Genomic DNA, 21,440 nt, shown 5'->3' on the forward strand with positions numbered 1-21,440 from the left:
AATCCGACACTAACTCGTCACATTTGAGACGCAATGCAAAAATCGTTTGTGACGTAACAAACCCGGTTCCTGTGGTAAGTTTGCCTCAAATACTTGGCATAACTGGGAGCACTTCCCAGAAATACCGATGTTATACATTAAACTTATTTAATATTCCGAAAATCAAAAAACGTTTCCTGTAGAGATGACCACTTAAATGAACGCTGTTTTTTTATGAGAAGGCGCAACAAAGCAAAACTTTAAAGCGAAACATTATGCCGTGGGCGAACACAAAAAACCCCGCCAAGAGTGGCGGGGTTAAGCTAAAGCCCTTTCTCAGAACCGATTCACAGCAAACCGCACTTATCGGACTTGAGGTAGTTTTCGATCAGGGTCAGGCTTTGGGTATGCCACTCCGGACGCCACGGCAGAGTGTGCCACATGTCCTTGATTTCGACATATTGGACATCCTTTCCGGCGGCCTTCATGGCCTTGAAGAACATGCGTGAGTGATCCGTATCGGCCTGACGGTCACGATCACCGTGATAGAGCAATATAGGGATATTGGCATTGGCGACGTTTTTCAGCGGGTCCATGCCTTTGACCGTATGCCCCTGAACGTCGCGCTGTATGTGGTTGCCGCCCCAGAAACTGCCGAGCCGCTCCAGACTGGAAACCCCGGCGCCGGCAATGGCGCAACGATATGGGCTGTTGGGACGCACGCTGGCCGCTATCGCTGCGAAGCCCCCATAGGAATAGCCGAAGATCGCCATCCGCTTGGGATCGGCAACGCCCTTGGTCACCATAAAGGCGGCCGCGTCGTCATTGTCATCGGACATTTTCTGACCCCACTCGCGGTCACCTGCCTTCCACAGCTTGTCACCCCAGCCTTCGGAGCCCCGGTACTGCGGCTGAATCACCGCGATACCGCGGGTCGCCAGGAATTGCGGCCAGCCCGAACCATCCCAGGTCATTTCATCGCGCGCCCACGGGCCACCATGCGGCAGAACCACGAGCGGCACCGGTCCCTTGGCGGGCGTCCATTCCGGCGGATAGGTGACAATCGCCGGAATATCCAGTCCGTCTCTCGCCTTATAGGTAACGAACTCCCCCTTACCCAAGGATTTGGGGTCGATCCAGGGCCGCTCGTTACCCATCTTGGTCAGGGCACCGTTCTGATAGATATAGTAGTCGGTCGGATAATCGACCGCATCAACGGCAACGACAGCCTTATCGTCGCCGCGATTCACGCGGAACGTGACGTTTTTGCCTGGGAAGGCCGCCTTGACCTGCTTTTGCACGGCAGCCCATTTTTCATCCAGAAACACCTGAATTTCCGCCGGGCCACCCAGATAGATCGCGGACACGGAGTCGAGCTTCTTCTCCGCATAGTTCTGCTTCAGGCCGATGGCCATGATATTGTACTTGTCATTGGCAAAGAGCGGCTCTTCAGAGAAGGTCTTGGCCTTGATGTCGTAGCTGTAGATAGCGCTCTTGTCGCGGCCGCGATTGGTGCGCACAAACAGCTTGTTGGTGTCCGTATCGTAACCCAGTATGGCAAGATCGACCCGTTCTTCGAGGACATAACCCAGTTGCGGGTGATCGACCCACTCTCCGGTGGCCGGATTCTTGATCTGGGTGATGAGGTAGAACTTACCCCCTTCCCGAACATCGACCGCCTGACGGATCAGGGGCTCAGCCGTGGTGAGGTTGACACCGGCCGCAACAAATTCCCACTTCTCGCTGTCCTTGGCGACAAGGCGCGTAGCCCCTGTCTTGCGGCTCAGCTCGTAATATTCCCACGCCCCTTCACCGGGCTTGCGGATAATGACCTTGTCCTCGTCATAGAGGTTGCTGAGCCAGACCGAGGCGGCATCACCGACCGCATTGGCCTCGCTGCGACCGCCTGTCTTGAACGGCTCGATGATGTTCTTGCCGTCGATGTCGGCCATATAGGTTTTGACGGTAAAGCTCAGACGGCCATCACCACGCGTGATCTCCTGTTCGGCGCGGAACAAAATCTTGTCATTGCCGAAAAAGCCGACACCGGTGATGCGATTGGTGGCCGACGGGATCCACACCGGCGTTTTGGCCAGATCAGATGCATCCCACACCGAAATGACCGGCCACTTCTGGTTCGGCGCTGACACGATCGCCGCGACGTGCTTCCCGTCGGGCGAAATGGTGACATTGTTGATCGCCTCGAACTTCGCGAAGGATTCGATAGGTACCGGCGCAGCCATCACTGGGGTAACGACAGCGGCAACCGCCAGACTTGCCGCAAAGGCGAATAACGCACCGGCGCGACGGCGGGCGAAGGGAAGGCCAGTCATGGGAAACTCCGTAACGTCCCTTGGAAAAGTATCCAATGAGCCTTTTTTGAGGCTTGCCGTCAAGCTGCACAACTCAAAAACGCACGTTATTCGCAACCGTTGTAAAAGTCTTCCCGCTCCATCTGCTTGATCCGCAAGTGATATCTGCACCCACTGCCTTCTGGGTCAGATGAGAACAAAGATTTCAAACGACGCTATTCTTTTTGAATGACCGCGTTATTTGAAAATGTCAACTTCGCACGACTTTCGGGCAAGGCAAGGTCCGCCCTCACCGGCAGATGATCCGAGCCGACATCGCGCAAAACCGTCAGTCGGCCGGCCCGCAGACCCTTCGTCAGCACATGGTCGATCTGTATGCCCAGAAGGGCGCGGCCGGTCGGCCAGGTGTGGCGCAGGCCCGATCCCGCTGGCCAGCTCAGTCTGGCGCGCATCAGCGGTCCCATGCTGCCGGACCACAGGGTGGCGTTGAGATCGCCCGTGACGATAACCGGTTTTGTTTCTGAGGCCACCCGCCGGGCCAGATCCGCAATATACAGCCGGTTATCTTCGCTCAGGCTGGCATTGGCGGGTGGCATGGGGTGGGCAACGTAAACCACATAGTCGGCAAAATCGGCGCGCATCAGAGTCAAATTGTAGCGCCCGATGCGATAAAGGGTCGGCGTGAAGGGGCGCTTGGCATAAAGCGCCACGCCGAAAACGCCCGCCTCCGGGGCATAGCTGTAAGGATAGGTCGCGCGCAGTTCCTTCAGCCGCTCTATCCACGCCGGAGAGGTTTCAGCGGCGGCAAACAGGTCGGCATTTTCACCTTCGGCCAGCGCAATCACCGTGCCATAGTCGCGATTATCGGCCAGTACATTGCTGAAAACGAGGCTGAGCGGCCGCCCGGCATCGCTCGTCGCGGGCAGGACCGGCCGTTGCATCAGCCGCAGGGCCACAGGGGTCGCGTGCAGCATCAGCACGACAGCGGCAAAACCCATCAAGGCCCGACGCGCCAGACACAGGCTGATGAGCAGCCCCGCCACGGCCAGCACCACAAGCTGCAACCGGAAGGGTACGATCATATCGCCGGGCCAATGCGGCCACAGCGAAATCAGGCCGATCAACAGCCCCGCACTCAGCCCCAGCCCGACCGTAAAGCGCGTATTGCGGCTGAAACCATCGGCCCAGCTCAACTCAAAATGACGGGCCATCTGCTCTCCTCGCCGGATCAGAAGGATACCATCTCGGCGTAGACGTCGGGCGTTCCGCAAGCGGTCGCGCCAACCTCCGGTGCAACGCGGCGCGCCACCGCCTGCGCGCAGACATAGGCGGCCCTGGCCTCGCCGGCGGTCACCTCATAACGCGGCACATTGATAATGGCTGTGCGCCCCGGATTGCCATTGAGCCCGGCTATATATTGCGTGATGGGCATGTAACCTTTGGCGCTCAGGGCCTGTTGGCGGTAGGTCGTGGCCTTTACCGGGTCGGCGGGCGTGCCCTGTAGCCCGTACTGATAGACCAGCGAGGTCGAAAACTGCGCGCGGGCGTCGCCGCTGGCGGCCCTGGTTTCCAGTTCAGCCACCGGCACACTCAGCGCATCGCGCAGCAGCGAGCGCCCGCCCGAATGACTGGCCACGGGCACAGAGGCGCATCCGGACAGCGCGATACACAGCATTAAGGAAACGGCCAGAACCTCGCGACGCATACATCCCCCGTTGCGATGCGTGATGGCGCATTCGTCGTCGCCAGCAGGCTTCATCCTACCCCTTCCCTCGCCCCCTGTCACCCATGTGCCGCGCCACGATTCGTTCCGGACGAAACCATCTGTACGACCGCAGGGCCACGCCTTTGCGAAAATGTCGCACAATCCTGCAACAGTGCTGGACAAACGCCGCCCTTCGCGCAAAAGAGGGGCGAACCTCCACCGCCCATAAAGCCAGATATTTAAGAGGCGACACCCATGACCTTCGTCGAATCCGATACGCTGAAGCGCGTTAAGCCCTCCCCCACCCTCGCCGTGACCGCCAAGGCGCGCGAACTGGCCCGTCAGGGCAAGAAGGTCATTTCGCTGGGTGCGGGTGAACCGGATTTCGACACGCCGGAAAATATCTGCGATGCCGCCATCAAGGCGATCAAGCGCGGCGAAACCCGCTATACCGACGTCGATGGCATCCCGGAACTGAAGGCGGCCATCGTCGAGAAGTTCAAACGCGAAAATGGCCTGGAGTACAAGACGACGCAGGTGTCGGTGTCGCCGGGCGGCAAGCCGGTCATCTATAACGCCCTGATGGCCTCGGTGAATGTCGGCGACGAAGTGATCATCCCGGCCCCATACTGGGTGTCCTATCCGGACATGGTGCTGCTGGCCGGCGGTACGCCGGTGTTCGCCGTCGGTGAAATGTCCACGGGCTTCAAGCTGAAGCCGGAAACGCTGGAAGCCGCCATCACGCCCAAGACCAAGTGGCTGATCCTCAACTCGCCGTCCAACCCGTCGGGCGCCGCCTATACCGAGGCCGAGTTGAAAGCGCTGGGTGAAGTGCTGAAGCGTCATCCGCAGGTGTGGATCCTGACCGACGACATGTATGAGCACCTGACCTTTGATGGCTTCAAATACACCACCATCGCTCAGGTCTGCCCGGAGCTTTATGACCGCACCCTGACCATGAACGGCGTGTCGAAGGCCTATTCGATGACCGGCTGGCGCATCGGCTATGCGGCCGGGCCTGAGCCGCTGATCAAGGCGATGTCAAAGATTATCTCGCAATCGACCTCCAACCCCTGCTCGATCGCGCAGTGGGCCGCCGTCGAAGCGCTCAACGGGCCGCAAGACTTTATCTCGGAGCGCGCCGCCGTGTTCCAGAAGCGCCGCGATCTAGTCGTCGCCGGGCTGAACGCCTGCGAAGGCATACACTGCCCGACGCCGGAAGGCGCCTTCTATGTCTATCCGTCGATCGAAGGCCTGATCGGCAAGACCGCCCCGTCGGGCAAGGTCATCCAGACCGACGAGGACTTCGCTTCGGAACTGCTGCAACAGGAAACCGTGGCCGTGGTGCACGGCGCGGCCTTCGGCCTGTCGCCCTTCTTCCGTATCTCCTACGCGACGTCGGAAGCGGTGCTCACCGAGGCCTGCGAGCGTATCCAGCGCTTCTGCGCCTCGCTGAAGTAAGCCGGTACGGGCACCGCGTCTGCGCAGCCATTCGACCCTATCCCTTCACCCGGCCTCAGCGCCTTACGGAGCGGAGGCCATCCTCCTCCTGCCGGGGCGAGGATGCGTTGAGGTGCGCCTGTGACGCAGTGGCTTCTCTCTCCCCTCGCCTGTCTGAGCATTGTCGCCATCGCGGCGGGCCTGGCGGCGCTGCTGGCACAACTGGCCATCCGCGGCGGGCCGGTCGATATTCCGCGTGAGCGCGGGGCGCACAAGGCTCCGACCCCGACCAGCGGCGGGCTGGCCGTCATGGCCGCCAGCGGACTGGCCATCGCTTTTGGCGTTTTAGAACTTTCCGTTCATGTGCCGCAGACCGGCCTGTGGCTGTTTGGCTTTGCCGCTCTGGCTGGGTTGTCGGGGGCGATTGACGACGTGCTGGATCTGCCTGCCAAGGCGCGTCTGCTGTTTCAGATCATCCTGTGTGCGGGTTTTGCCAGCCTCTATCCGGTGCATGAGCTGATCCTGGCCCCCGGCCTGACTCTGGCCGTGCCGTTTCCGCTGGGGGTGCTGGCCGCAACCGCGTGGCTGGTGCTGGGGCTGAATGCCATCAATTTCATGGACGGGTCGAACGGTCTGGCTATCGGTACGCAGGCCGTGTGCCTGCTGATCTATGCCGGGTTTGTGCTGGCCTTCGGGTCGCAGCCCGTGTCGATGCTGGGCGGTGTGCTGCTGGTGTTTTTAGCCACCGGCGGGGCCTTTGGCGGGCTATTGCCGTTCAACCTGCCGCTCAACCGCGTGTTTCAGGGCGATGCCGGGTCGCTGTTCGGCGGGGCGCTGGTGACCGGCGGGGCGCTGGTCCTCAGCACGCATCAGATCGCCTCGATCTGGCTGGGCGGCTTCCTGCTGGCCCCGCTGCTGGTCGATGTGCTGCTCACCCTGATCTGGCGCGCGCGGCGTAAACGCAACCTGTTTGAGGCGCACAAGGACCACCTCTATCAGCAGTGGCTGATCCACCGCGACCCGGATCATGGGCGTCTGGCGCTGAAAGTCTGGGGACTGTGCGCCGTGTCGTGCGCCATTGGCACAGGGGCCCGCCTGATCGGCATAACCACCGGCGTCGAACTGCGCTTTGCCGCCCTGTGCCTTGTGGTCGCCGCCCTGTGCTATGGCTGGTTCAGAGTACGCAAAACGCTCACAGCGTGAGCGTTTTTTGCAGCTCAGACGCCGCATGGCTCGCCGCATAAGCGGCGGCGGGTGGTCGCCCTTGCCAAACCTTGATGCGTAAGGCGCATCAAGGTTTGGAGTTCAATATAAGCCCAAAAAACAGATCGTCTTCGACCGTGCCGTCGGGCAGGTGGACGCGCCCTTTCAGCCGCCCCTCCCGCACAAAGCCCAGACGTTCATAGAGGGCGATGCCGCGCGCATTGCCTTCGCGACACAGAAGCTCGATGCGCCGGATGTGCGTTTTCTGGCGGCTATGGGCAATCAACGCCTCAAACAGGCGACGCCCGATCCCCTGCCCCTGCGCCGAGGGCGACACGGCCACGGTCAGGTCGCTGAGGACGTGGGCAAATTGCTTCGGCATCGGCGCGATGGCGTGGATTTCCCCGACGCAGCGCCCGTCACTTTCGGCGATCAGACACACCCCGCGCGTCAGGGCCGCCGTCAGGTTGCCGGTAATATAGTCCGCCGTAATCTCGGCTTCGGTACGCGCCAACCCGCCGCTGAGGCGCGCAACGTCGCGATACAGCGTCAGAATGGCGTCGGCATCGGCGGCGGTGGCCGGTCGGATCTCAGTCTTCATCTTCGCCCAAAGGTTTCTGGCGGCCGGATTTGATGCCCGACCGGATGGATTTGGCCACCAGACGCCGGCGCACCGCCCCTTGCGTCGGTTTGGTCTTGATGCGCGGCGGCGGTGGCGGGGCGGCCGCGCGTTGCAGCAGTTCAACAAAGCGTTCGCGCGCCGCCTTGCGGTTCATATCCTGCGTGCGGTGGGTCTGTACGAACAGGACCAGCACGCCGTCCTGCGTCACGCGCCGCCCGCCCAGCGCGATCAGGCGCTGCTTGACCTCATAGGGGATCGTCTGGTTTTCCCATATCGAAAAGCGCAGCTCAACGGCGGTCGAGACCTTGTTGACATTCTGCCCGCCCGCACCGGATGCGCGCACAAAGCTCTCGCTCAGTTCGGCCTCATCGACAGAGATTTTGGGCGTAATGAAGATCATGACTTTTCTTTTTGACGCGCATCTGGACCCGAAAACCGCTGCACACTTTTCGGGATGCGCTTGCATAACAAAAATGCGCCCGATCTGAACCTGCCAAATCGAGCGCATCCTGATTTTGTTTGGCGCGGACGGCCCACCCGCTCCCAGTTACGGGTGCAGGGGCCGTGCCCCTGCATTTTTTAACACCTCATGTGCATCCGAAAAGTGAGACCACTTTTCGGCATGAGGCTCAATCCTCCAGCGAGGCCGAGATCATCCACAGGTGCTTTTCGTGGCTGCCGAGGCGCACGGTCAGGAGGTCCACCGTGGGGTCGTCGCTGGCCTCTTCGGCGACTTTCAGCGCGTTTTTCAGCGTGGCGATCAGGGTCTTGTGTCCTTCGGCCAGCTCCTTCAGCATCTCATTGGCCGATTTGGTGGCATCGCCTTCCTTGATCGAAGACAGGTTACCAAAGGCCGCGCCCGACATGGGGGCCAGTTCGCCCAGGGCGCGGATGCGCTCGGCGATTTCGTCCAGCGCCGTCCACATCTCGGTGTACTGGGCCATGAACATGGCGTGCAGGCTGTTGAACTGCGGCCCGCGCACATTCCAGTGATAGCCGTGCGTCTTCAGATAGAGGTTATAGCTGTCGGCCAGCACCTTCGACAGTTCGAGGCAGACGGGGGTGTCAGGCGTTTCGGCGGCTTTCGGCATAATGGTTACCCTTATAAAAATACATTCTCAGCGATATGCGCACCTCGTTATAAAGTTTCAATGACCCATAACCGACAATTCCGGTTTTCACGGATTTTGTGAAACCCCGGCGAGACACATCCCCAAAGCGATACAATATGTGATGGTTTTTTTACGGGGTGGCCTTGCAATGACCGGCCAAAGGCGTATTTTAATGCCACTTATGCTGAAATTGAGCATAAGGGTCACCGGAGCGGTCCGGCGGCGCGAGGAGACGAATAAAATGCTGCACAGCAAAAACCCGATCGTGGACGAAGCCCTTGGCGCGCTGGCCTTTACGCCCGACATCGAGGCGGAAACCGCAGAGATTTACGCGCGCCTCAAGGGCAAGGTGTCGCCCATTGAATGGCAGATTCAGGCCCCGCTGATCGCGGCCATCAACCGTCTCAAGCGTGAGACAAACGCCGTCGTTCTGGCGCACAACTATATGACGCCCGACATCTTCCACGGCGTCGGCGACTATGTGGGCGACTCGCTCGGTCTGGCGCGCGAAGCCGCAAAGTCGGACGCGAAGATCATCGTGCAGGGCGGCGTGCACTTCATGGCCGAAACCTCGAAGATTCTGGCCCCGGAAAAGACCGTGCTGATCCCCGACCTGCGCGCCGGCTGTTCGCTGGCCTCCAGCCTGACGGGCGAACAGTTGCGCCTGATCAAGCAGCGCTACCCCGGCCTGCCGGTCGTCTCCTACGTCAACACCACCGCCGATGTGAAGGCGGAAACCGACATCTGCTGCACCTCGGCCAATGCCGTGCAGGTGGTCGAATGGGCGGCGAAGGAATGGGGCGTGGACCGCGTCATTCTGGTCCCCGATGAGTTCCTGGCGCGCAATGTGGCGCGTCAGACAAACATCGGCATCATCGCTTATAAAGGCGCGTGCGAAGTGCACGAACGCTTCAATGCGCAGGACATTGCCGATGTGCGCGCCGCCCACCCCGATGCGGTGGTGCTGGGCCACCCGGAATGCCCGCCGGACGTGATTGCGGCCTGTGACTTCACCGGCTCGACCACGGCCATGGCCGACTATGTGACGCAGAACAAGCCGAAACAGGTGGTGCTGATCACCGAATGTTCCATGGCCGATAATGTCACGGCTGATGCGGGCGAAGGCGTTGAGTTCTTGCGGCCGTGCAATCTGTGCCCGCATATGAAGCGCATCACGCTGGAGGGCATCTATGCCTCGCTGCTGACTATGACGCACGAAGTGACGGTGGACGCCGCCATTATCGACAAGGCGCGCTTGTCGGTGCAGCGCATGATCGACATGCCGCCTACCATCACCCCGGCCCGCTACGATATGATCAAGGCCCGCCACCATGTCGATGTCGAGTTGATAAGTTAAATCTCCCTCTCGTCTCCCCTGTGGGGAGAAGGTGGCTGACGCGAAGCAGAAGCCGGATGAGGGGGAGTCAGGGGCACAGGTATGGCCCCCTCACCCCAACCCTCGCCCCGTACACGGGGAGAGGGGTTTGAAAAGGCGCTGAAAATGCCTGAAGTTTACATCCATAACGGTCCGCTGATCATCGGTGCAGGGCTGGCCGGGCTTTCGGTCGCGCTTAATGCCGCGCCGCAGCCGACTCTGGTGCTGGCCCCGGTCGAGCTGGGTGCCGCCTGTTCTTCGGCCTGGGCGCAGGGCGGTATCGCGGCGGCCCTGTCGCCGCAGGATTCCCCCGAAGCGCACGCGCAGGACACGCTGATCGCCGGGGCGGGCATCAATGACCTTGCCGCCACCCACGCCCTGACTGGCATGGGGCCGGACGTGGTGCGTCGCCTCAACGCCATCGGCGCGCCCTTCGACCACCATGCAGACGGTTCGTTCGTGCTCAACCGCGAAGCCGCGCACGGCCTTGCCCGCGTAGCGCGCGTCGGCGGCGATCTGGCCGGCAAGAAGATTTTGGAGGCCGTAGTCGTCGCCGCGAAGGCCGCGCCGCATATCGACATCTGGGAAGGGGCGGTCGCCACCGGCCTGATCCGATCCGACGCCCAGACGGTCATCGGGGCCGTGGTCGAACGCGGCGGTCGCCCGATTGAGGTCTTTGCCCCCGTCGTGGTGCTGGCGTCAGGCGGATCGGGCGGGTTATTTGCTGTGACCACCAACCCGGCCAATCTGCGCGGCGAAGGCATGGCCATGGCCGCTCTGGCCGGAGCCGAAATCGCCGATCCGGAATTCGTTCAGTTCCACCCGACGGCCATCAATATAGGGGCCGACCCCGCCCCTCTGGCGACCGAAGCCCTGCGCGGCGAAGGCGCGACCCTGATCACCAAGGACGGCTATCGTTTTGCCTTTGACGATCACCCGGACGGCGAGCTGGCCCCGCGTGACATTGTGGCTCGCGCCGTGCACCGCGCCAATACGACTCTAGGGGGGGCCTTCCTCGATTGCCGCGAAGCAATAGGCGAGCACTTCCCGCAAGAATTTCCGACCGTCTTCGCCTCGTGTATGGCGGCGGGAATTGACCCGCGCACGACGCCCATCCCGGTCGCCCCGGCGGCGCACTATCACATGGGCGGCATCCGCACCGATATCGACGGCCAGACCAGCCTGACAAACCTGTTTGCCGTTGGTGAATGTGCCTCCACCGGTGTGCACGGGGCCAACCGTCTGGCGTCGAACAGCCTTCTGGAGGCCGCTGCCTTTGGGGAGCGCGTCGGTCGCAAGGTTGCTGAGGTCGCGGCGCGCACCACATTCGCGCCCGATACGGCACAGGCGCAGCGCCCCCTGACGCCACCACGCCTGACGCCCCAGGCGCTCAAAACCCTGCGTACCGCCATGCAGGCGCACGCCGCCGTCATCCGTGACGAAACGGGCCTCAAAACCCTGCTGGAAACGCTCACGGGGCTGGAGGCCGCGTTCAAAGGTGCGTTACCTCTGGTCGCGGCGCGCCTGATAGCGCAATGCGCCTTGCAAAGGCGTGAGAGTCGCGGTTCTCATTATCGTCAGGACTATCCCGAAACGGCCGCAGAGGGGCAGCGCACCTTCATCCGTTTGACAGAGGGTGGCCTTATACAGATGGAACCCCAGAAGGAAGTGGCCTGAGATGTACATTACCGGACTGCCTGATCTGCTCATCGAACCCGTGGTCCGCGACGCCCTGCGCGAGGATCTGGGGCTGGCCGGTGACGTCACCGCCGACGCCGTCATACTGCCGCGCGCACGCTTCAAGGCGGAGTTCAAGGCCCGCGAAGCCGGTATCCTCTCTGGCATCGACTGCGCCCGTCTGGCCATGAACCTGATGGACCCGCATATCCGTTTTGAGATCGTCAAGCCCGACGCCGCTGAGGTGGTGGCCGGCGACGTCATCGCCCGCGTCGAAGGCAATGCGCGTGCCATTCTGGCGGCCGAGCGCGTGGCGCTGAACCTGCTGTCTCATCTGTCGGGCGTAGCGACCCTGACGCGCACCTATGTACGTCTTGTCGCCGACCTGCCGACGCGCATCGCCTGCACGCGCAAGACCCTGCCGCTGCTGCGTGGCCTTCAGAAACACGCCGTCAAGTGCGGGGGGGGGCACAACCACCGCTACGGGCTGGACGACGCCATCCTGATCAAGGACAACCATATCGCCATCTGCGGCGGGGTCGAAAAGGCGCTGGAACTGGCCAAGGCCTCCGCCGGTCATACCATGAAGATCGAGGTCGAGGTCGATTCGCTGGCCCAGCTTAAACAGGCCCTGCCGTTCCGGCCGGACGTAGTAATGCTCGACAACTTTACGCTGGAGCAATTGCGCGAAGCGGTTGCGCTGGTCAAGGGCGAGACCATTCTAGAAGCATCTGGCGGCGTCAATCTTGATACGGTGCGCGCCATTGCGGAAACCGGGGTGGATGTGATCAGCGTGGGTGCCCTCACCCACTCGGCCCCGGTCTTCGATATCGGGCTTGATGCGGTTTAAAACACAGTTTTTGAACGAAACCAGCTCTAAGCCTCAGCCTTGACCCCACGGTTTAGACGCGCCGAGACCCACTGGCTCAGCGGGCGATCGACCCCTGCCTCGAACACGAACGCTGCGGCGATCGCCGCCACCACACACAGGCCCCAGCTCAGCCAGTGCAGCGGCTCCGGCAGGTCAAAACGGTGGACCAGCATCCCGTCCATCCCCAGCGCGATGGCGCCGACGACCGAGTGGATGAGGAACAGGGCGTAGGCGGCGCGCCCCATTCGCTTGGTCAGAGGGGTTTCGGGCAGACTTACCCCCGCCGACAGCACCAGAACCGCCGCAAGCGCCCCCAGAATAGTGAAATCCGACAGGGTATGGCGCGGCAGGCTGGCCAGACCGACGACGATCAGACCGCTGAGGGCCATGCCGGCCGCATAGATGCGGGGCGATACGGCGACCCCGGCGGTCAGTCGCTCCATCAGCGCGCCAATAAAAAACAACGGCAGGGCACGCACAAGCCCGTAACGAAATGGCAAATCGACAAAGGAGTGGCCGATCAGGGCCGCGAGAGCCAGCGCCAGAGACAGCGCGGCGAGCAGCCCGGTGATCAACGCCATGCGCCGCCAGCGGAAGACCGAACCGGCGCACAGGCTGAAGACGCTGTAGCAAACGACCAAAGCCGACAGGGTCCAGGTCGGCACGTTCCACCCCGGTGTGTCGCTGAGGCCCCAGCCATGAATCAGGATCAGTTGCTCGCAGAAGGCCCAGACCGTGTATTTTTCGGCATGGCCGGGCGGATGGCCCTGCATGGTCGCTACCCCCACGACCAGCAGCATCAGCAGGAGCGCCACGATGTGCGACGGCCACAGGCGCAGGACCCGGCGGCTGACGAAGTTCACCGGGCTGACGCGCTGTTCCGCCAGGCGCGGCCCATAGGCGCGCATAAGGATGAAGCCGGACAGCATGAGGAAGAAATCGGTGGCCAGCCAGCCCTGAGTCATGACCGGGGCCAGTTCACCCAGGGGGCGGGGAGCCGATTCGCCGAAGTGAAACAGTAGGATAAAGCCCGCCGCCAGAAAGCGCAGAACATCCAGACTGGCCCCGCCGGCTCTGGGCAGGGGGGCGGTGGGGGTAACGCTAACGCTCATCCTGTGGGGCTCATCCTCTGGTCCCGTCAGGATAAGCAGCGCAGTCTGAAAGATATGGTTAAAATGGACTAAGGCTGTATGTGATCGGGAGCGACGGTGCGCGCCATAACAGACAACCCCGGCACGAACCGCGCCGGGGTTGTTTTCGCATCGCATTGGCAATCCGGCCGCCAGGGGCCGCTAAGTGCCAGTCTTACTTCTTCTCAGGCGTCGTCGGTGCCGGCGGCGTGCGCTTGATGCCCGCCTTTTCGCCCGGCTTCATAAACTTGACCAGAACGCGCTGACCGATCAGCAGCGGCGCGGCATCGGCGGTGACCACGACTTCGACGACGCGTTCATCCGAGGCTTCGTTGCCGCTGTCGGACAACAGCTTGCGCGAGCCGAAGGTCGCGGCCATGCGCTTCACCGAGCCGACATAGACCTTGGTCTGATCGGTTTCCGGCACGATCTCGACCTCTTGCCCCGGCTTGACGTCGGGGATGGAGCTTTCGACGATTTCCGAACGCACGATGCGTTCGGCATTGGCCGGGACCAGCTGGAACATGGTCGAAACGTTCAGGGTCGACGTCCCCGAACCGGGGTTGGCGAAACGACGGATGATGCGGCCATCCATCGGGGCGCGCACATAGGTCTGTTCCAGATCGAAATTGGCCTGCGCCAGGGCGGCCTGCGCCGATTGCACCGACGCCTGTTGCGCCGCCAGACGCGCCTCGGCCTCACGGATCAGGTCGGCCTGCGCGTCGAGCTTCTGACCGGCGACGAAATTGGTCGCGGCCAGCTTCTGATAGCGGGCATATTCCCGCTTGGCGGTGTCGATATTGACCTCGGTCAGGCGCATGGCGGCCTGTGCCTCAACGACATTGGCGCGGGCGCGCTGCACGGCCAGTTGCGCCGTGTCGGCTTCCTGACGGGCCAGAACCTGCCCCTTTTTCACGTCGTCGCCTTCCTGGACCAGCACCTCGTGCACGACGCCGGCGCGGCGGGCGGCGACTTCGATGACGCCGCCTTCGACGTCGGCCTTACCGTTGGCGATGGCCGCATAGGGCGAGACGATGGGCTTGGCCGCCGCCGCTTCGCCCTTTTTGGCGTCCTTGCCACCGGGGGCCGGAGGGTTACAAGCCGCCAGGCTGAGGATGGCCGGGGCCGCCAGAAGGAGGAGCAGTGCCTTTGACGGGCGTTTGCGGGTCGGGAGGGAGGAAGGAGAGGTGCGCATGGTATATCGTTCTCTGATCAGGCGTGGGGGGCGGAAGGCGGAACGTCTTCAGGCCTGTTGACAAAGGTGTCGCTGAGGATCTGGCCGTCTTCCATATGAATAACACGGTCGGCATAGGCTTCGAGTCGCGGGTCGTGGGTCACCACAATGACCGCGGCGCCGTGCTCCTTGGCTGCCCGGTGCAAGAGCTTGATGACCACCTGCCCGGACACGGAGTCCAGAGCCGAGGTCGGTTCGTCGGCAAACAGCAACTGCGGGTTCTTGGAAAGCGCGCGGGCGATGGCGACGCGCTGCTTTTCGCCGCCGGACAGGGCCGAAGGCGTCTGCTTCAGACGCTTGTCGAGACCCACCTCGGTCAGGGCCTGAACCGCGCGCTTTTTCGCCTCGCCCTTTTTCACCTTGCAGTATTTGAGCACCTGCTCGACCTGCTGGGTGGCATTGAGCGCGGGGAAGAGGTTGAAGCCCTGAAAGATGAAGCCGCAGTGATCGAGACGAAACTGGTCGATCTTGGCCTTTTTCTTCTTCCACAGGCTTTCACCCAACGCGATCACTTCGCCTTCGTCAGGCTTCATCAGGCCCGACAGGGCAGCAATCAGGGTCGATTTACCCGATCCCGACGGCCCCATGACCATGGTTACCTGACCATGATAAGCGGTGAAATTCACTTCCTTGAGCACCGGCTGCTTGATCTTGCCGATCTTGTAGCTCTTGGTCAGCCCTTTGGCTTCGATAGCAAGTTTTCCGGTCATCGCAGCAGATCCGCAGGTTGGCTCTTCTTGAGCACGCCAAGCGACAGAAGGCCGGAAATGACGGCGATCGTCAGCAACATGATGGCGATGGTGATGATCGACCACAGGGGATAGAACATGGTCAGGCCCACCGCATTGGCCAGCGCGGTCACGCCCACCAGCAAGATACCCGTCATCAGCAGGCCCGCGACCCCGACCCAGAAGCTCAGCTCCATGATAATCAGGTTAAGGTTGCCCATCGACACTCCCAGTGCCCGCAGCGACGCGAACTCTTTGATATTGGCCAGAATAGCCCCCTGTAGCGTCTGCCAGGTGATGACAACCCCGATGAAAACACCGACGATCAGCATAAAGCCCAGCATGATGACGATAAAGGATTCCTTGAACATCTCGGCCTGATTTTCGCGGGCCAGATCTTCTCGGGTCCAGGCGCGGAACTGCTTGTTACCCATGTCGTTCAACTCCTTGGCCACGATCGCCGCCCGCGCAGGATCGCGCAGCTTGACCAGAAGCGAACCGACGCGCGGCCCTTCGTCATAAAGATTGAGGAGCTTGGCCGTCTGACGCGACATGAAGACCATCGAGTTGAACAGGCTGGGATAGTTGGTGATGGTAGCGCGCACATTGACCGTGCGGCCGTTCATCTGCGCCTTATCGCCAACCTTGACCCCCAGCTTGGCCAGAGAGGTGGCATCGACGACGACCGAATAAGGTTCCTGAAGCGCCAGAATGACGTCTTCGGGGAAATCGTTCGGCAGGGTCACCGCGCCCGCAATGGGGTCTACAATAATGACCTGTACGCCGTCGCGCTTGGCCGACTGCCCCGGCGAGGGGAAGTTCGCCCACATTGCCCAGCGCTGGGTATAGGGCATGACCTCCACTACTTCGGGGTGCTGATAAAGGGTCGGGATATTGCGGCGCGGCTGGCTTGAGCCAAAACCCTGCGAGTCGGGCGGCAGCACCATGAGGTCGGCGGGCGAACGGTCGATGGTCGCGGTAAAGTTCTTACCGATCCCCATGAACATGCCGACCAGCGACAGCACTAGCAGACCCGCCACAGCCAGCGCTATGACTGCGGCCATGTAGCGCCGCCATTCATAGATAAGCGTAGATAGAGCCAAAGACATATAAAAGTTTCCCCAGGCGACGGGCGGCGAGCGGATATCTCCGGCCCCTTGCGCGCCTAAATCAGATGAGAAACGACCGCCCTTCCGGCACCCGTGCCGGACGTGCCCCGCCCTCTTCGTCCTAACATCGTTAGTTTCATCCTCCACGTCCAATTAATTCCACGTAACGAAAGCGAAAGCACCGGGCGGATACATCGCGGCGCGCAGCGCTTAAGGCACTTTTTGCCGCCTGCACCGCCCAGCCACGCCCATCTTCCGTTTTTACCCAACAAATTCAGTATATTGAATTTTTCACCCGACTGGCATGGCTCTTGCTTCTTCAAAAACATGGTTAATGCCCGCCGTCGCTGAAGGAGGCCGACAATGGATAATGTGAGCTATGTCGCCCTGTCGCGTCAGTTGGTTCTGCGCCGCGAACTGGACGTAACGGCCAACAATCTGGCCAACATGAACACCAATGGCTACAAGTTCGAGCAGTTGCTGATCGAACCCGAAGAGGGCCGCCCCGCCTACAACCTGCCGATCAAGGCCCCGGCCAATTTTGCCTATGACAAGGGCGTCGGGCGCGACTTTTCGCAAGGGGCCCTGACCCCGACGGGCGGGGATTACGACGTGGCCATCGAAGGCGAAGGGGCGTTTTTCGTCATTAACGGCGCCAATGGCCCGCTCTATACCCGCGACGGTGCCTTTACCGTGTCGCCGCAGGGCGTGCTGGTCACCGGTGACGGCCTGCCCGTGCAGGGCGACGGCGGCGAAATCCGCCTCAACCCCGAATTCGGTGCCCCCTCCATCTCCGCTGACGGCGTGGTCTCGCAACGCAGCACCGACGGCTCGATCCGCATTGGCAAGATCAATGTGGTGCGATTCGCCAGCCTGTCGGCCCTGCAAAAACAAGGCGATAATCGTTTCCGCGCCACCACCAACACCCCGCCCGACCCGGCCACCGATGTGCGCCTGCGGCAGGGGATGATCGAAAATTCAAACGTCAACGCCCTGAGCGAAGTCACCCGACTGGTCGAAATCAACCGCGCCTATGCCTCGGTCAGCAAGATCATCGAACAACAGGCCGAACTGAACCGCAGCGCCGTCGAGCGCTTGGGTAAGGCGGCTTAAGGAGTATAACCCATGCGTGCTTTGAGAACCGCCACCACCGGCATGTCGGCTCAGCAGCTCAATGTCGATACCATCTCGCACAACATCGCCAACATGAACACGGTCGGCTTCAAGAAGCAGCGGGCCGAGTTTCAGGACCTGCTGTATCAGAATGTCGAGCGCATGGGCGCGCAGTCGTCAGAGGCCGGCACGGTCGTGCCCACCGGTATTCAGGTCGGCGGGGGTGTGAAGACCGGCAGCGTCTATCGCATCCTGACGCAGGGCTCACCCACCCGTACCGACAATCCTTACGACATCATGGTCGATGGCCGCGGCTATTTTCAGGTGCTGATGCCGTCGGGCGAAACCGCCTATACCCGTGCCGGGAACTTTGCCGTCAACGATCAGGGGCAACTGGTCACCGATGACGGTTACCTGGTTCAGCCGCAGATCACCCTGCCGCAGGACAGCAAGGAAGTGACCATTTCCAAGACCGGTCAGGTCTCGGTCACGCAGGACGGGGTCACGGCCCCCACTGTGGTCGGTCAGCTTCAGATCGCCAGTTTCTTCAACGAAGCAGGCCTCGATGCCATCGGCGACAACCTGTTTCTGGAGTCCGGTGCGTCGGGTGCGGCCAATATCGGCACGCCGGGCAGTGTCGGCTTCGGCACCCTGATGCAGGGCTATACCGAAGCCTCCAACGTCGATGCGGTGTCGGAAATCACCTCCCTGATCGTCGCGCAGCGCGCCTACGAAATGAATTCGAAGGTCATCAAGACCGCCGACGACATGCTGTCGGTGACCAGCAACCTCCGCAGCTGATAGGGGCCACCCATGCACCGTTCGGTCTATATGCTGATGCTGACCGGGGCCGCGGCCCTCAGCCTGCTCGGACTTACCGCCGCCCCCGTTCAGGCGCAGGACACACTGGTTCTGAAGGCGCAGGTGACCGATGGCGACGGTCGGATCACGCTGGGCGACCTGTTCGACAATGCGGGCCCCGCTGCCGATGTGGTGGTGGGCACACGCGTCGGGCCCAGCGCTGTCCTCGATGCCGGTGAGGTGCAGGCCCGGGCGCGTCAGGCCGGTCAGTCCTGGCCCAATCCGCAGGGGCTGCGCCGCATTATCGTCAGCGCCGGGGCCGATGGGGAGTCTGCGACGCAGATCCGCGCCGAGGCCGGGCGCACCAAGGAGGTTCTGGTCTTCACCCGCGCCCTCAGCGCCGGGGAGATCGTGGCGCCGACCGACATCGCCTGGCAGCCGGTGCAGGCGCATCTGACCGGCGGCAGCCTGATCAGCGATCCCGAAACCGCCATCGGCAAGACGGTGCGTACACCCGTGCGCGAAGGGGGCGTCGTGCGCCCCGGCGACCTGACCGCCCCGGTGGTGGTGAAGCGCACCGAAATGGTCAAGGTCAACTGGCAGCTCAACGGCATCAGCCTGTCCATGACCGGCCCGGCCCAGAAGGACGGCGCGATCGGCGACCTGATCCTTGTGCAGAACCCGCAGTCGAAAAAGCTCATCGAGGCCGTCGTCACCGGTCCGGGCAGCGCCGCCGCCGGCGACACGGCCCAAAACCTGCGCGCCCGCGCCCTCTATTCCTCCCGTTAAGGCAGACCCATGCGTTTCCCCGTTCTTGTCACCGTTGCTGCCCTGTCTGCCGCCGCCCTGTCGGGTTGCGCCAGCGTCAACGAAGCCGTCAACGGCCCGTCCCTGCAACCTATGGGCTATCCGGCACAACTGGTGCCGCAGCAGCAGATCTATGCCACGCCGGAATCGACCTCGGCCTCGGCCAATTCGCTGTGGCGCACGGGGGCCAAGGCCTTCTTCAAGGACCAGCGCGCCCGCCACGTCGGCGACATCCTGACCGTAACCATCGACATCGACGACAAGGCGCAGACCCAGAACACCACCTCACGCAAGCGTGACGGCAAATACAGCGGGGCCATCCCCAAGGTGTTCGGTCTGGAATCGTCTCTTGGGAAAATTCTGCCCAGTGAGTACAATCCTTCGTCTGGCCTGTCGAACAACTCCTCCACCGAATTTTCCGGCAGCGGCAGCGTCAACCGCTCGGAAAAGATCTCGCTCACCGTCGCCGCCATCGTCACCGGCGTGCTGCCCAACGGCAATCTGATCATTCAGGGCTCTCAGGAGGTGCGCACCGACCGCGAGGTGCGCGAACTGATCGTCTCCGGCATCGTCAATCCGCAGGACATCTCCTCGGCCAATATCATCAAGCATACGCAACTGGCCGAAGCGCGCATCTCCTATGGCGGGCGCGGCGACGTCAGCCGCATGATGGCCGCACCGGCGACGCAAAACCTGATGGAAAAGTTTTCACCGTTTTAATTGGGATGCGCCGACATGCCGCTACAGCGCCGCCTCTGACTATAGTGGCGGCGCGGAGGTGACGGGCTTGGCCGGACGGCGAATTTAAGCGCATTTTGACATTTCGGTGTTAGGGTCAGGGGCTCGCTACTGGACGCCCATGCCCGCCATCCCCGCCTACGAACGCGACGACTATGTGCGCCCGTCCCCCGCCAAGGGGCCGGGAGGCGCAAACGAAACGCCGGAACCGCCGCTGAGCGGCCCGGCCCTGGTCATTTTTCGCCTCGAAGCTCTGCTGGCGGCCTTCTGCGTCTTCATGTTTTCCGAAGCCCTGTGGGCGCCGCTATTTGCCCCCAATCAGGAAAACGGTGGCGAAGTGTCGTGGATGCGCCTTTTGTGGTTGCCCGTCTATGGACTGACCCTGCTGCTCAGCCTGATCCGCGCCCACCGTTTCCTGCGCATTCTGCCCGCTCTGGGTATGGGTGCGGCGCTGGTGGCCCTGTGCTATGCCTCCGGCTGGTGGTCGATAAATCCGGAGGTGACGAGCCGCCGCTCACTGGCGCTGGCCTTCACCATTCTCTTCGGCCTCTATTTGGGGGCGCGTTTCAAGGGCAGCGACCTGACGCAAATCGTCGGCGGCACCTTCTCCGTACTGGCCGTCGGCAGTATTCTGGCCGCCCTCTTCTACCCCGCCATGGGCGTGCATCACGACATCAATGCCGGGGCATGGCGCGGCCTGTGGCACGAAAAGAACCAGATGGCGGCCCTGATGACCTTCGGCTTTGTGGCCTGCTGCGCCAGCGCCTTCACCCTGCCGCAGCGGCGCGGCCTGTGGATCGGGGCGGCGGCCCTGATCTTCTTCCTGATTATCATGTCGCGCTCAAAGACTTCGCTGCTGGCCTGTTTGCTGGCGCTGGCGGCAATGCCGGTCCTTTCGGCATTACGCAGCGGCGGGGTACGCGGCGTACTATTTGTCTGGGGCGCGGCCACCTGTGCGCTGATCGGCGGCGCGGTCTTTTTTGTGATGCCGGAAGCGGTGTTCAAGGCACTGGGCAAGGACCCGACGCTGACTGGGCGCACGGCCATCTGGGACTCCTTATTACGGCTCTCGGATCAGCGGCCGTGGCTCGGCTATGGCTATAAGGCCTTCTGGGGCCCGGACTCCATCCCCAACCAGATCGTCAAGAAGGAGACGCACTGGGACGTGCCGTCGGCGCACAATGGCTGGCTGGACCTGCTGGTGCAACTGGGCTGGGTGGGGGTGATCCTGTTCGCGGCCTGTCTGGCGGCGACCTTTTTCTGCGGCGTGTTCCGCTTCGCGCGGGTCCGCGACGGTTATTTCTCAGTGCTGAGCCTGTGCATCTTCAGCTTCCTGATCCTGTCCGAAAGCTTCATCCTGGGGCAGAACAACCTGATCTTTGTACTGTTTATCTGCGCCATGGCCCGACTCACGGCTAACCGGATGGAACCTTGATCACACCTCCCCAGCTTGCTGGGGTATAGCGACAGCGAAAGTATAGCTT

20 protein-coding genes are annotated in these 21,440 nt (G+C 62.0%); 10 read left to right on the plus strand and 10 right to left on the minus strand.

Features of this window, described 5'->3' with window-relative positions; translation table 11 throughout:
• Positions 1–326: 326 nt before the first annotated feature.
• From PQU94_RS06220 to PQU94_RS06230, 3 genes are all read right to left on the minus strand, one after another.
• Positions 327–2,312, minus strand: coding sequence for an alpha/beta hydrolase family protein (locus tag PQU94_RS06220; RefSeq protein ID WP_272740604.1), 1,986 nt, complete (start codon positions 2,310–2,312; stop codon positions 327–329).
• Between the two features lie 194 nt (positions 2,313–2,506).
• Positions 2,507–3,502 (minus strand): endonuclease/exonuclease/phosphatase family protein, encoded by a 996-nt coding sequence (locus PQU94_RS06225; protein WP_272740605.1) that lies wholly within the window; start codon positions 3,500–3,502, stop codon positions 2,507–2,509.
• A gap of 17 nt (positions 3,503–3,519) precedes the next feature.
• Positions 3,520–4,050 (minus strand): hypothetical protein, encoded by a 531-nt coding sequence (locus PQU94_RS06230; protein ID WP_272740606.1) that lies wholly within the window; start codon positions 4,048–4,050, stop codon positions 3,520–3,522.
• A gap of 201 nt (positions 4,051–4,251) precedes the next feature.
• Here PQU94_RS06230 and PQU94_RS06235 point away from each other — a divergent pair, with 201 nt between their 5' ends.
• Together PQU94_RS06235 and PQU94_RS06240 are read left to right on the plus strand one after the other, a co-directional pair.
• On the plus strand, positions 4,252–5,457 hold the full coding sequence (locus PQU94_RS06235; protein ID WP_272740607.1) for a pyridoxal phosphate-dependent aminotransferase: 1,206 nt from the start codon (positions 4,252–4,254) through the stop codon (positions 5,455–5,457).
• A 120-nt stretch (positions 5,458–5,577) separates the two neighbouring features.
• On the plus strand, positions 5,578–6,639 hold the full coding sequence (locus tag PQU94_RS06240) for a glycosyltransferase family 4 protein (RefSeq protein ID WP_272740608.1): 1,062 nt from the start codon (positions 5,578–5,580) through the stop codon (positions 6,637–6,639).
• An 88-nt stretch (positions 6,640–6,727) separates the two neighbouring features.
• On the opposite strand, the gene PQU94_RS06245 is transcribed toward PQU94_RS06240, so the two are convergent.
• The 3 genes from PQU94_RS06245 to PQU94_RS06255 form a co-directional block, all read right to left on the minus strand.
• Entirely contained in the window at positions 6,728–7,240 is a 513-nt protein-coding gene (locus PQU94_RS06245) for a GNAT family N-acetyltransferase (RefSeq protein ID WP_272740609.1), read from the minus strand.
• Entirely contained in the window at positions 7,230–7,661 is a 432-nt protein-coding gene (arfB, locus tag PQU94_RS06250) for an alternative ribosome rescue aminoacyl-tRNA hydrolase ArfB (protein ID WP_272740610.1), read from the minus strand. Before arfB ends, PQU94_RS06245 begins: the two co-directional genes overlap by 11 nt.
• Before the next feature lie 229 nt (positions 7,662–7,890).
• Positions 7,891–8,352 (minus strand): Dps family protein, encoded by a 462-nt coding sequence (locus tag PQU94_RS06255; RefSeq protein ID WP_272740611.1) that lies wholly within the window; start codon positions 8,350–8,352, stop codon positions 7,891–7,893.
• A gap of 262 nt (positions 8,353–8,614) precedes the next feature.
• On the opposite strand from PQU94_RS06255, the gene nadA reads away from it, so the two are divergent.
• The 3 genes from nadA to nadC all read left to right on the plus strand — a co-directional run bounded on the left by nadA (position 8,615) and on the right by nadC (position 12,275).
• Positions 8,615–9,730: a quinolinate synthase NadA gene (gene nadA / locus PQU94_RS06260; protein WP_272740612.1), complete on the plus strand. Its 1,116-nt coding sequence runs from the start codon at positions 8,615–8,617 to the stop codon at positions 9,728–9,730.
• A gap of 144 nt (positions 9,731–9,874) precedes the next feature.
• Positions 9,875–11,425 carry an L-aspartate oxidase gene (locus PQU94_RS06265; protein WP_272740613.1) on the plus strand — a complete coding sequence of 517 codons (1,551 nt, stop codon included), beginning with the start codon at positions 9,875–9,877 and terminating at the stop codon, positions 11,423–11,425.
• 1 nt (position 11,426) lies between these two features.
• Positions 11,427–12,275, plus strand: coding sequence for a carboxylating nicotinate-nucleotide diphosphorylase (gene nadC / locus PQU94_RS06270; protein ID WP_272740614.1), 849 nt, complete (start codon positions 11,427–11,429; stop codon positions 12,273–12,275).
• A gap of 26 nt (positions 12,276–12,301) precedes the next feature.
• Here the strand turns inward: nadC and PQU94_RS06275 are convergent, their stop codons facing one another.
• The 4 genes from PQU94_RS06275 to PQU94_RS06290 form a co-directional block, all read right to left on the minus strand.
• Positions 12,302–13,408 (minus strand): acyltransferase family protein, encoded by a 1,107-nt coding sequence (locus PQU94_RS06275; RefSeq protein WP_272740615.1) that lies wholly within the window; start codon positions 13,406–13,408, stop codon positions 12,302–12,304.
• 193 nt (positions 13,409–13,601) lie between these two features.
• Positions 13,602–14,621, minus strand: coding sequence for an efflux RND transporter periplasmic adaptor subunit (locus PQU94_RS06280; RefSeq protein ID WP_272740616.1), 1,020 nt, complete (start codon positions 14,619–14,621; stop codon positions 13,602–13,604).
• 17 nt (positions 14,622–14,638) lie between these two features.
• Positions 14,639–15,370 (minus strand): ABC transporter ATP-binding protein, encoded by a 732-nt coding sequence (locus tag PQU94_RS06285; RefSeq protein ID WP_272740617.1) that lies wholly within the window; start codon positions 15,368–15,370, stop codon positions 14,639–14,641.
• Positions 15,367–16,497 (minus strand): ABC transporter permease, encoded by a 1,131-nt coding sequence (locus tag PQU94_RS06290; protein ID WP_272740618.1) that lies wholly within the window; start codon positions 16,495–16,497, stop codon positions 15,367–15,369. The genes PQU94_RS06285 and PQU94_RS06290 overlap by 4 nt, the downstream gene beginning before the upstream one ends.
• A 363-nt stretch (positions 16,498–16,860) precedes the next feature.
• On the opposite strand from PQU94_RS06290, the gene flgF reads away from it, so the two are divergent.
• The 5 genes from flgF (at position 16,861) to PQU94_RS06315 (ending at position 21,391) form a co-directional block, all read left to right on the plus strand.
• On the plus strand, positions 16,861–17,610 hold the full coding sequence (gene flgF / locus PQU94_RS06295) for a flagellar basal-body rod protein FlgF (RefSeq protein WP_272740619.1): 750 nt from the start codon (positions 16,861–16,863) through the stop codon (positions 17,608–17,610).
• Positions 17,611–17,622: 12 nt separating this feature from the next.
• Positions 17,623–18,411, plus strand: coding sequence for a flagellar basal-body rod protein FlgG (gene flgG, locus PQU94_RS06300; protein WP_272740620.1), 789 nt, complete (start codon positions 17,623–17,625; stop codon positions 18,409–18,411).
• A 12-nt stretch (positions 18,412–18,423) separates the two neighbouring features.
• Complete coding sequence (gene flgA / locus PQU94_RS06305; protein ID WP_272740621.1) at positions 18,424–19,200, plus strand: flagellar basal body P-ring formation chaperone FlgA; 777 nt, start codon at positions 18,424–18,426, stop codon at positions 19,198–19,200.
• 9 nt (positions 19,201–19,209) lie between these two features.
• A complete protein-coding gene (gene flgH / locus PQU94_RS06310) occupies positions 19,210–19,938 on the plus strand; it encodes a flagellar basal body L-ring protein FlgH (RefSeq protein ID WP_272740622.1) in 729 nt (242 codons plus the stop codon).
• Positions 19,939–20,077: 139 nt separating this feature from the next.
• Positions 20,078–21,391: an O-antigen ligase family protein gene (locus tag PQU94_RS06315; RefSeq protein ID WP_272740623.1), complete on the plus strand. Its 1,314-nt coding sequence runs from the start codon at positions 20,078–20,080 to the stop codon at positions 21,389–21,391.
• The last annotated feature ends 49 nt before the right edge of the window (positions 21,392–21,440 follow it).

The sequence above is a fragment of the Asticcacaulis currens genome (assembly GCF_028550395.1).
Classification (GTDB): domain Bacteria; phylum Pseudomonadota; class Alphaproteobacteria; order Caulobacterales; family Caulobacteraceae; genus Asticcacaulis; species Asticcacaulis currens.

What these genes read in the sequence shown, in the direction of transcription:
- PQU94_RS06220 (WP_272740604.1), bottom strand. Translation starts at nt 2,312, where the DNA reads ATGACTGGCCTTCCCTTCGCCCGCCGTCGCGCCGGTGCGTTATTCGCC.
- PQU94_RS06225 (WP_272740605.1), bottom strand. Translation starts at nt 3,502, where the DNA reads ATGGCCCGTCATTTTGAGTTGAGCTGGGCCGATGGTTTCAGCCGCAAT.
- PQU94_RS06230 (WP_272740606.1), bottom strand. Translation starts at nt 4,050, where the DNA reads ATGAAGCCTGCTGGCGACGACGAATGCGCCATCACGCATCGCAACGGG.
- PQU94_RS06235 (WP_272740607.1), top strand. Translation starts at nt 4,252, where the DNA reads ATGACCTTCGTCGAATCCGATACGCTGAAGCGCGTTAAGCCCTCCCCC.
- PQU94_RS06245 (WP_272740609.1), bottom strand. Translation starts at nt 7,240, where the DNA reads ATGAAGACTGAGATCCGACCGGCCACCGCCGCCGATGCCGACGCCATT.
- arfB (WP_272740610.1), bottom strand. Translation starts at nt 7,661, where the DNA reads ATGATCTTCATTACGCCCAAAATCTCTGTCGATGAGGCCGAACTGAGC.
- PQU94_RS06255 (WP_272740611.1), bottom strand. Translation starts at nt 8,352, where the DNA reads ATGCCGAAAGCCGCCGAAACGCCTGACACCCCCGTCTGCCTCGAACTG.
- nadA (WP_272740612.1), top strand. Translation starts at nt 8,615, where the DNA reads ATGCTGCACAGCAAAAACCCGATCGTGGACGAAGCCCTTGGCGCGCTG.
- PQU94_RS06265 (WP_272740613.1), top strand. Translation starts at nt 9,875, where the DNA reads ATGCCTGAAGTTTACATCCATAACGGTCCGCTGATCATCGGTGCAGGG.
- nadC (WP_272740614.1), top strand. Translation starts at nt 11,427, where the DNA reads ATGTACATTACCGGACTGCCTGATCTGCTCATCGAACCCGTGGTCCGC.
- PQU94_RS06275 (WP_272740615.1), bottom strand. Translation starts at nt 13,408, where the DNA reads ATGAGCGTTAGCGTTACCCCCACCGCCCCCCTGCCCAGAGCCGGCGGG.
- PQU94_RS06280 (WP_272740616.1), bottom strand. Translation starts at nt 14,621, where the DNA reads ATGCGCACCTCTCCTTCCTCCCTCCCGACCCGCAAACGCCCGTCAAAG.
- PQU94_RS06285 (WP_272740617.1), bottom strand. Translation starts at nt 15,370, where the DNA reads ATGACCGGAAAACTTGCTATCGAAGCCAAAGGGCTGACCAAGAGCTAC.
- PQU94_RS06290 (WP_272740618.1), bottom strand. Translation starts at nt 16,497, where the DNA reads ATGTCTTTGGCTCTATCTACGCTTATCTATGAATGGCGGCGCTACATG.
- flgF (WP_272740619.1), top strand. Translation starts at nt 16,861, where the DNA reads ATGGATAATGTGAGCTATGTCGCCCTGTCGCGTCAGTTGGTTCTGCGC.
- flgG (WP_272740620.1), top strand. Translation starts at nt 17,623, where the DNA reads ATGCGTGCTTTGAGAACCGCCACCACCGGCATGTCGGCTCAGCAGCTC.
- flgA (WP_272740621.1), top strand. Translation starts at nt 18,424, where the DNA reads ATGCACCGTTCGGTCTATATGCTGATGCTGACCGGGGCCGCGGCCCTC.
- flgH (WP_272740622.1), top strand. Translation starts at nt 19,210, where the DNA reads ATGCGTTTCCCCGTTCTTGTCACCGTTGCTGCCCTGTCTGCCGCCGCC.
- PQU94_RS06315 (WP_272740623.1), top strand. Translation starts at nt 20,078, where the DNA reads ATGCCCGCCATCCCCGCCTACGAACGCGACGACTATGTGCGCCCGTCC.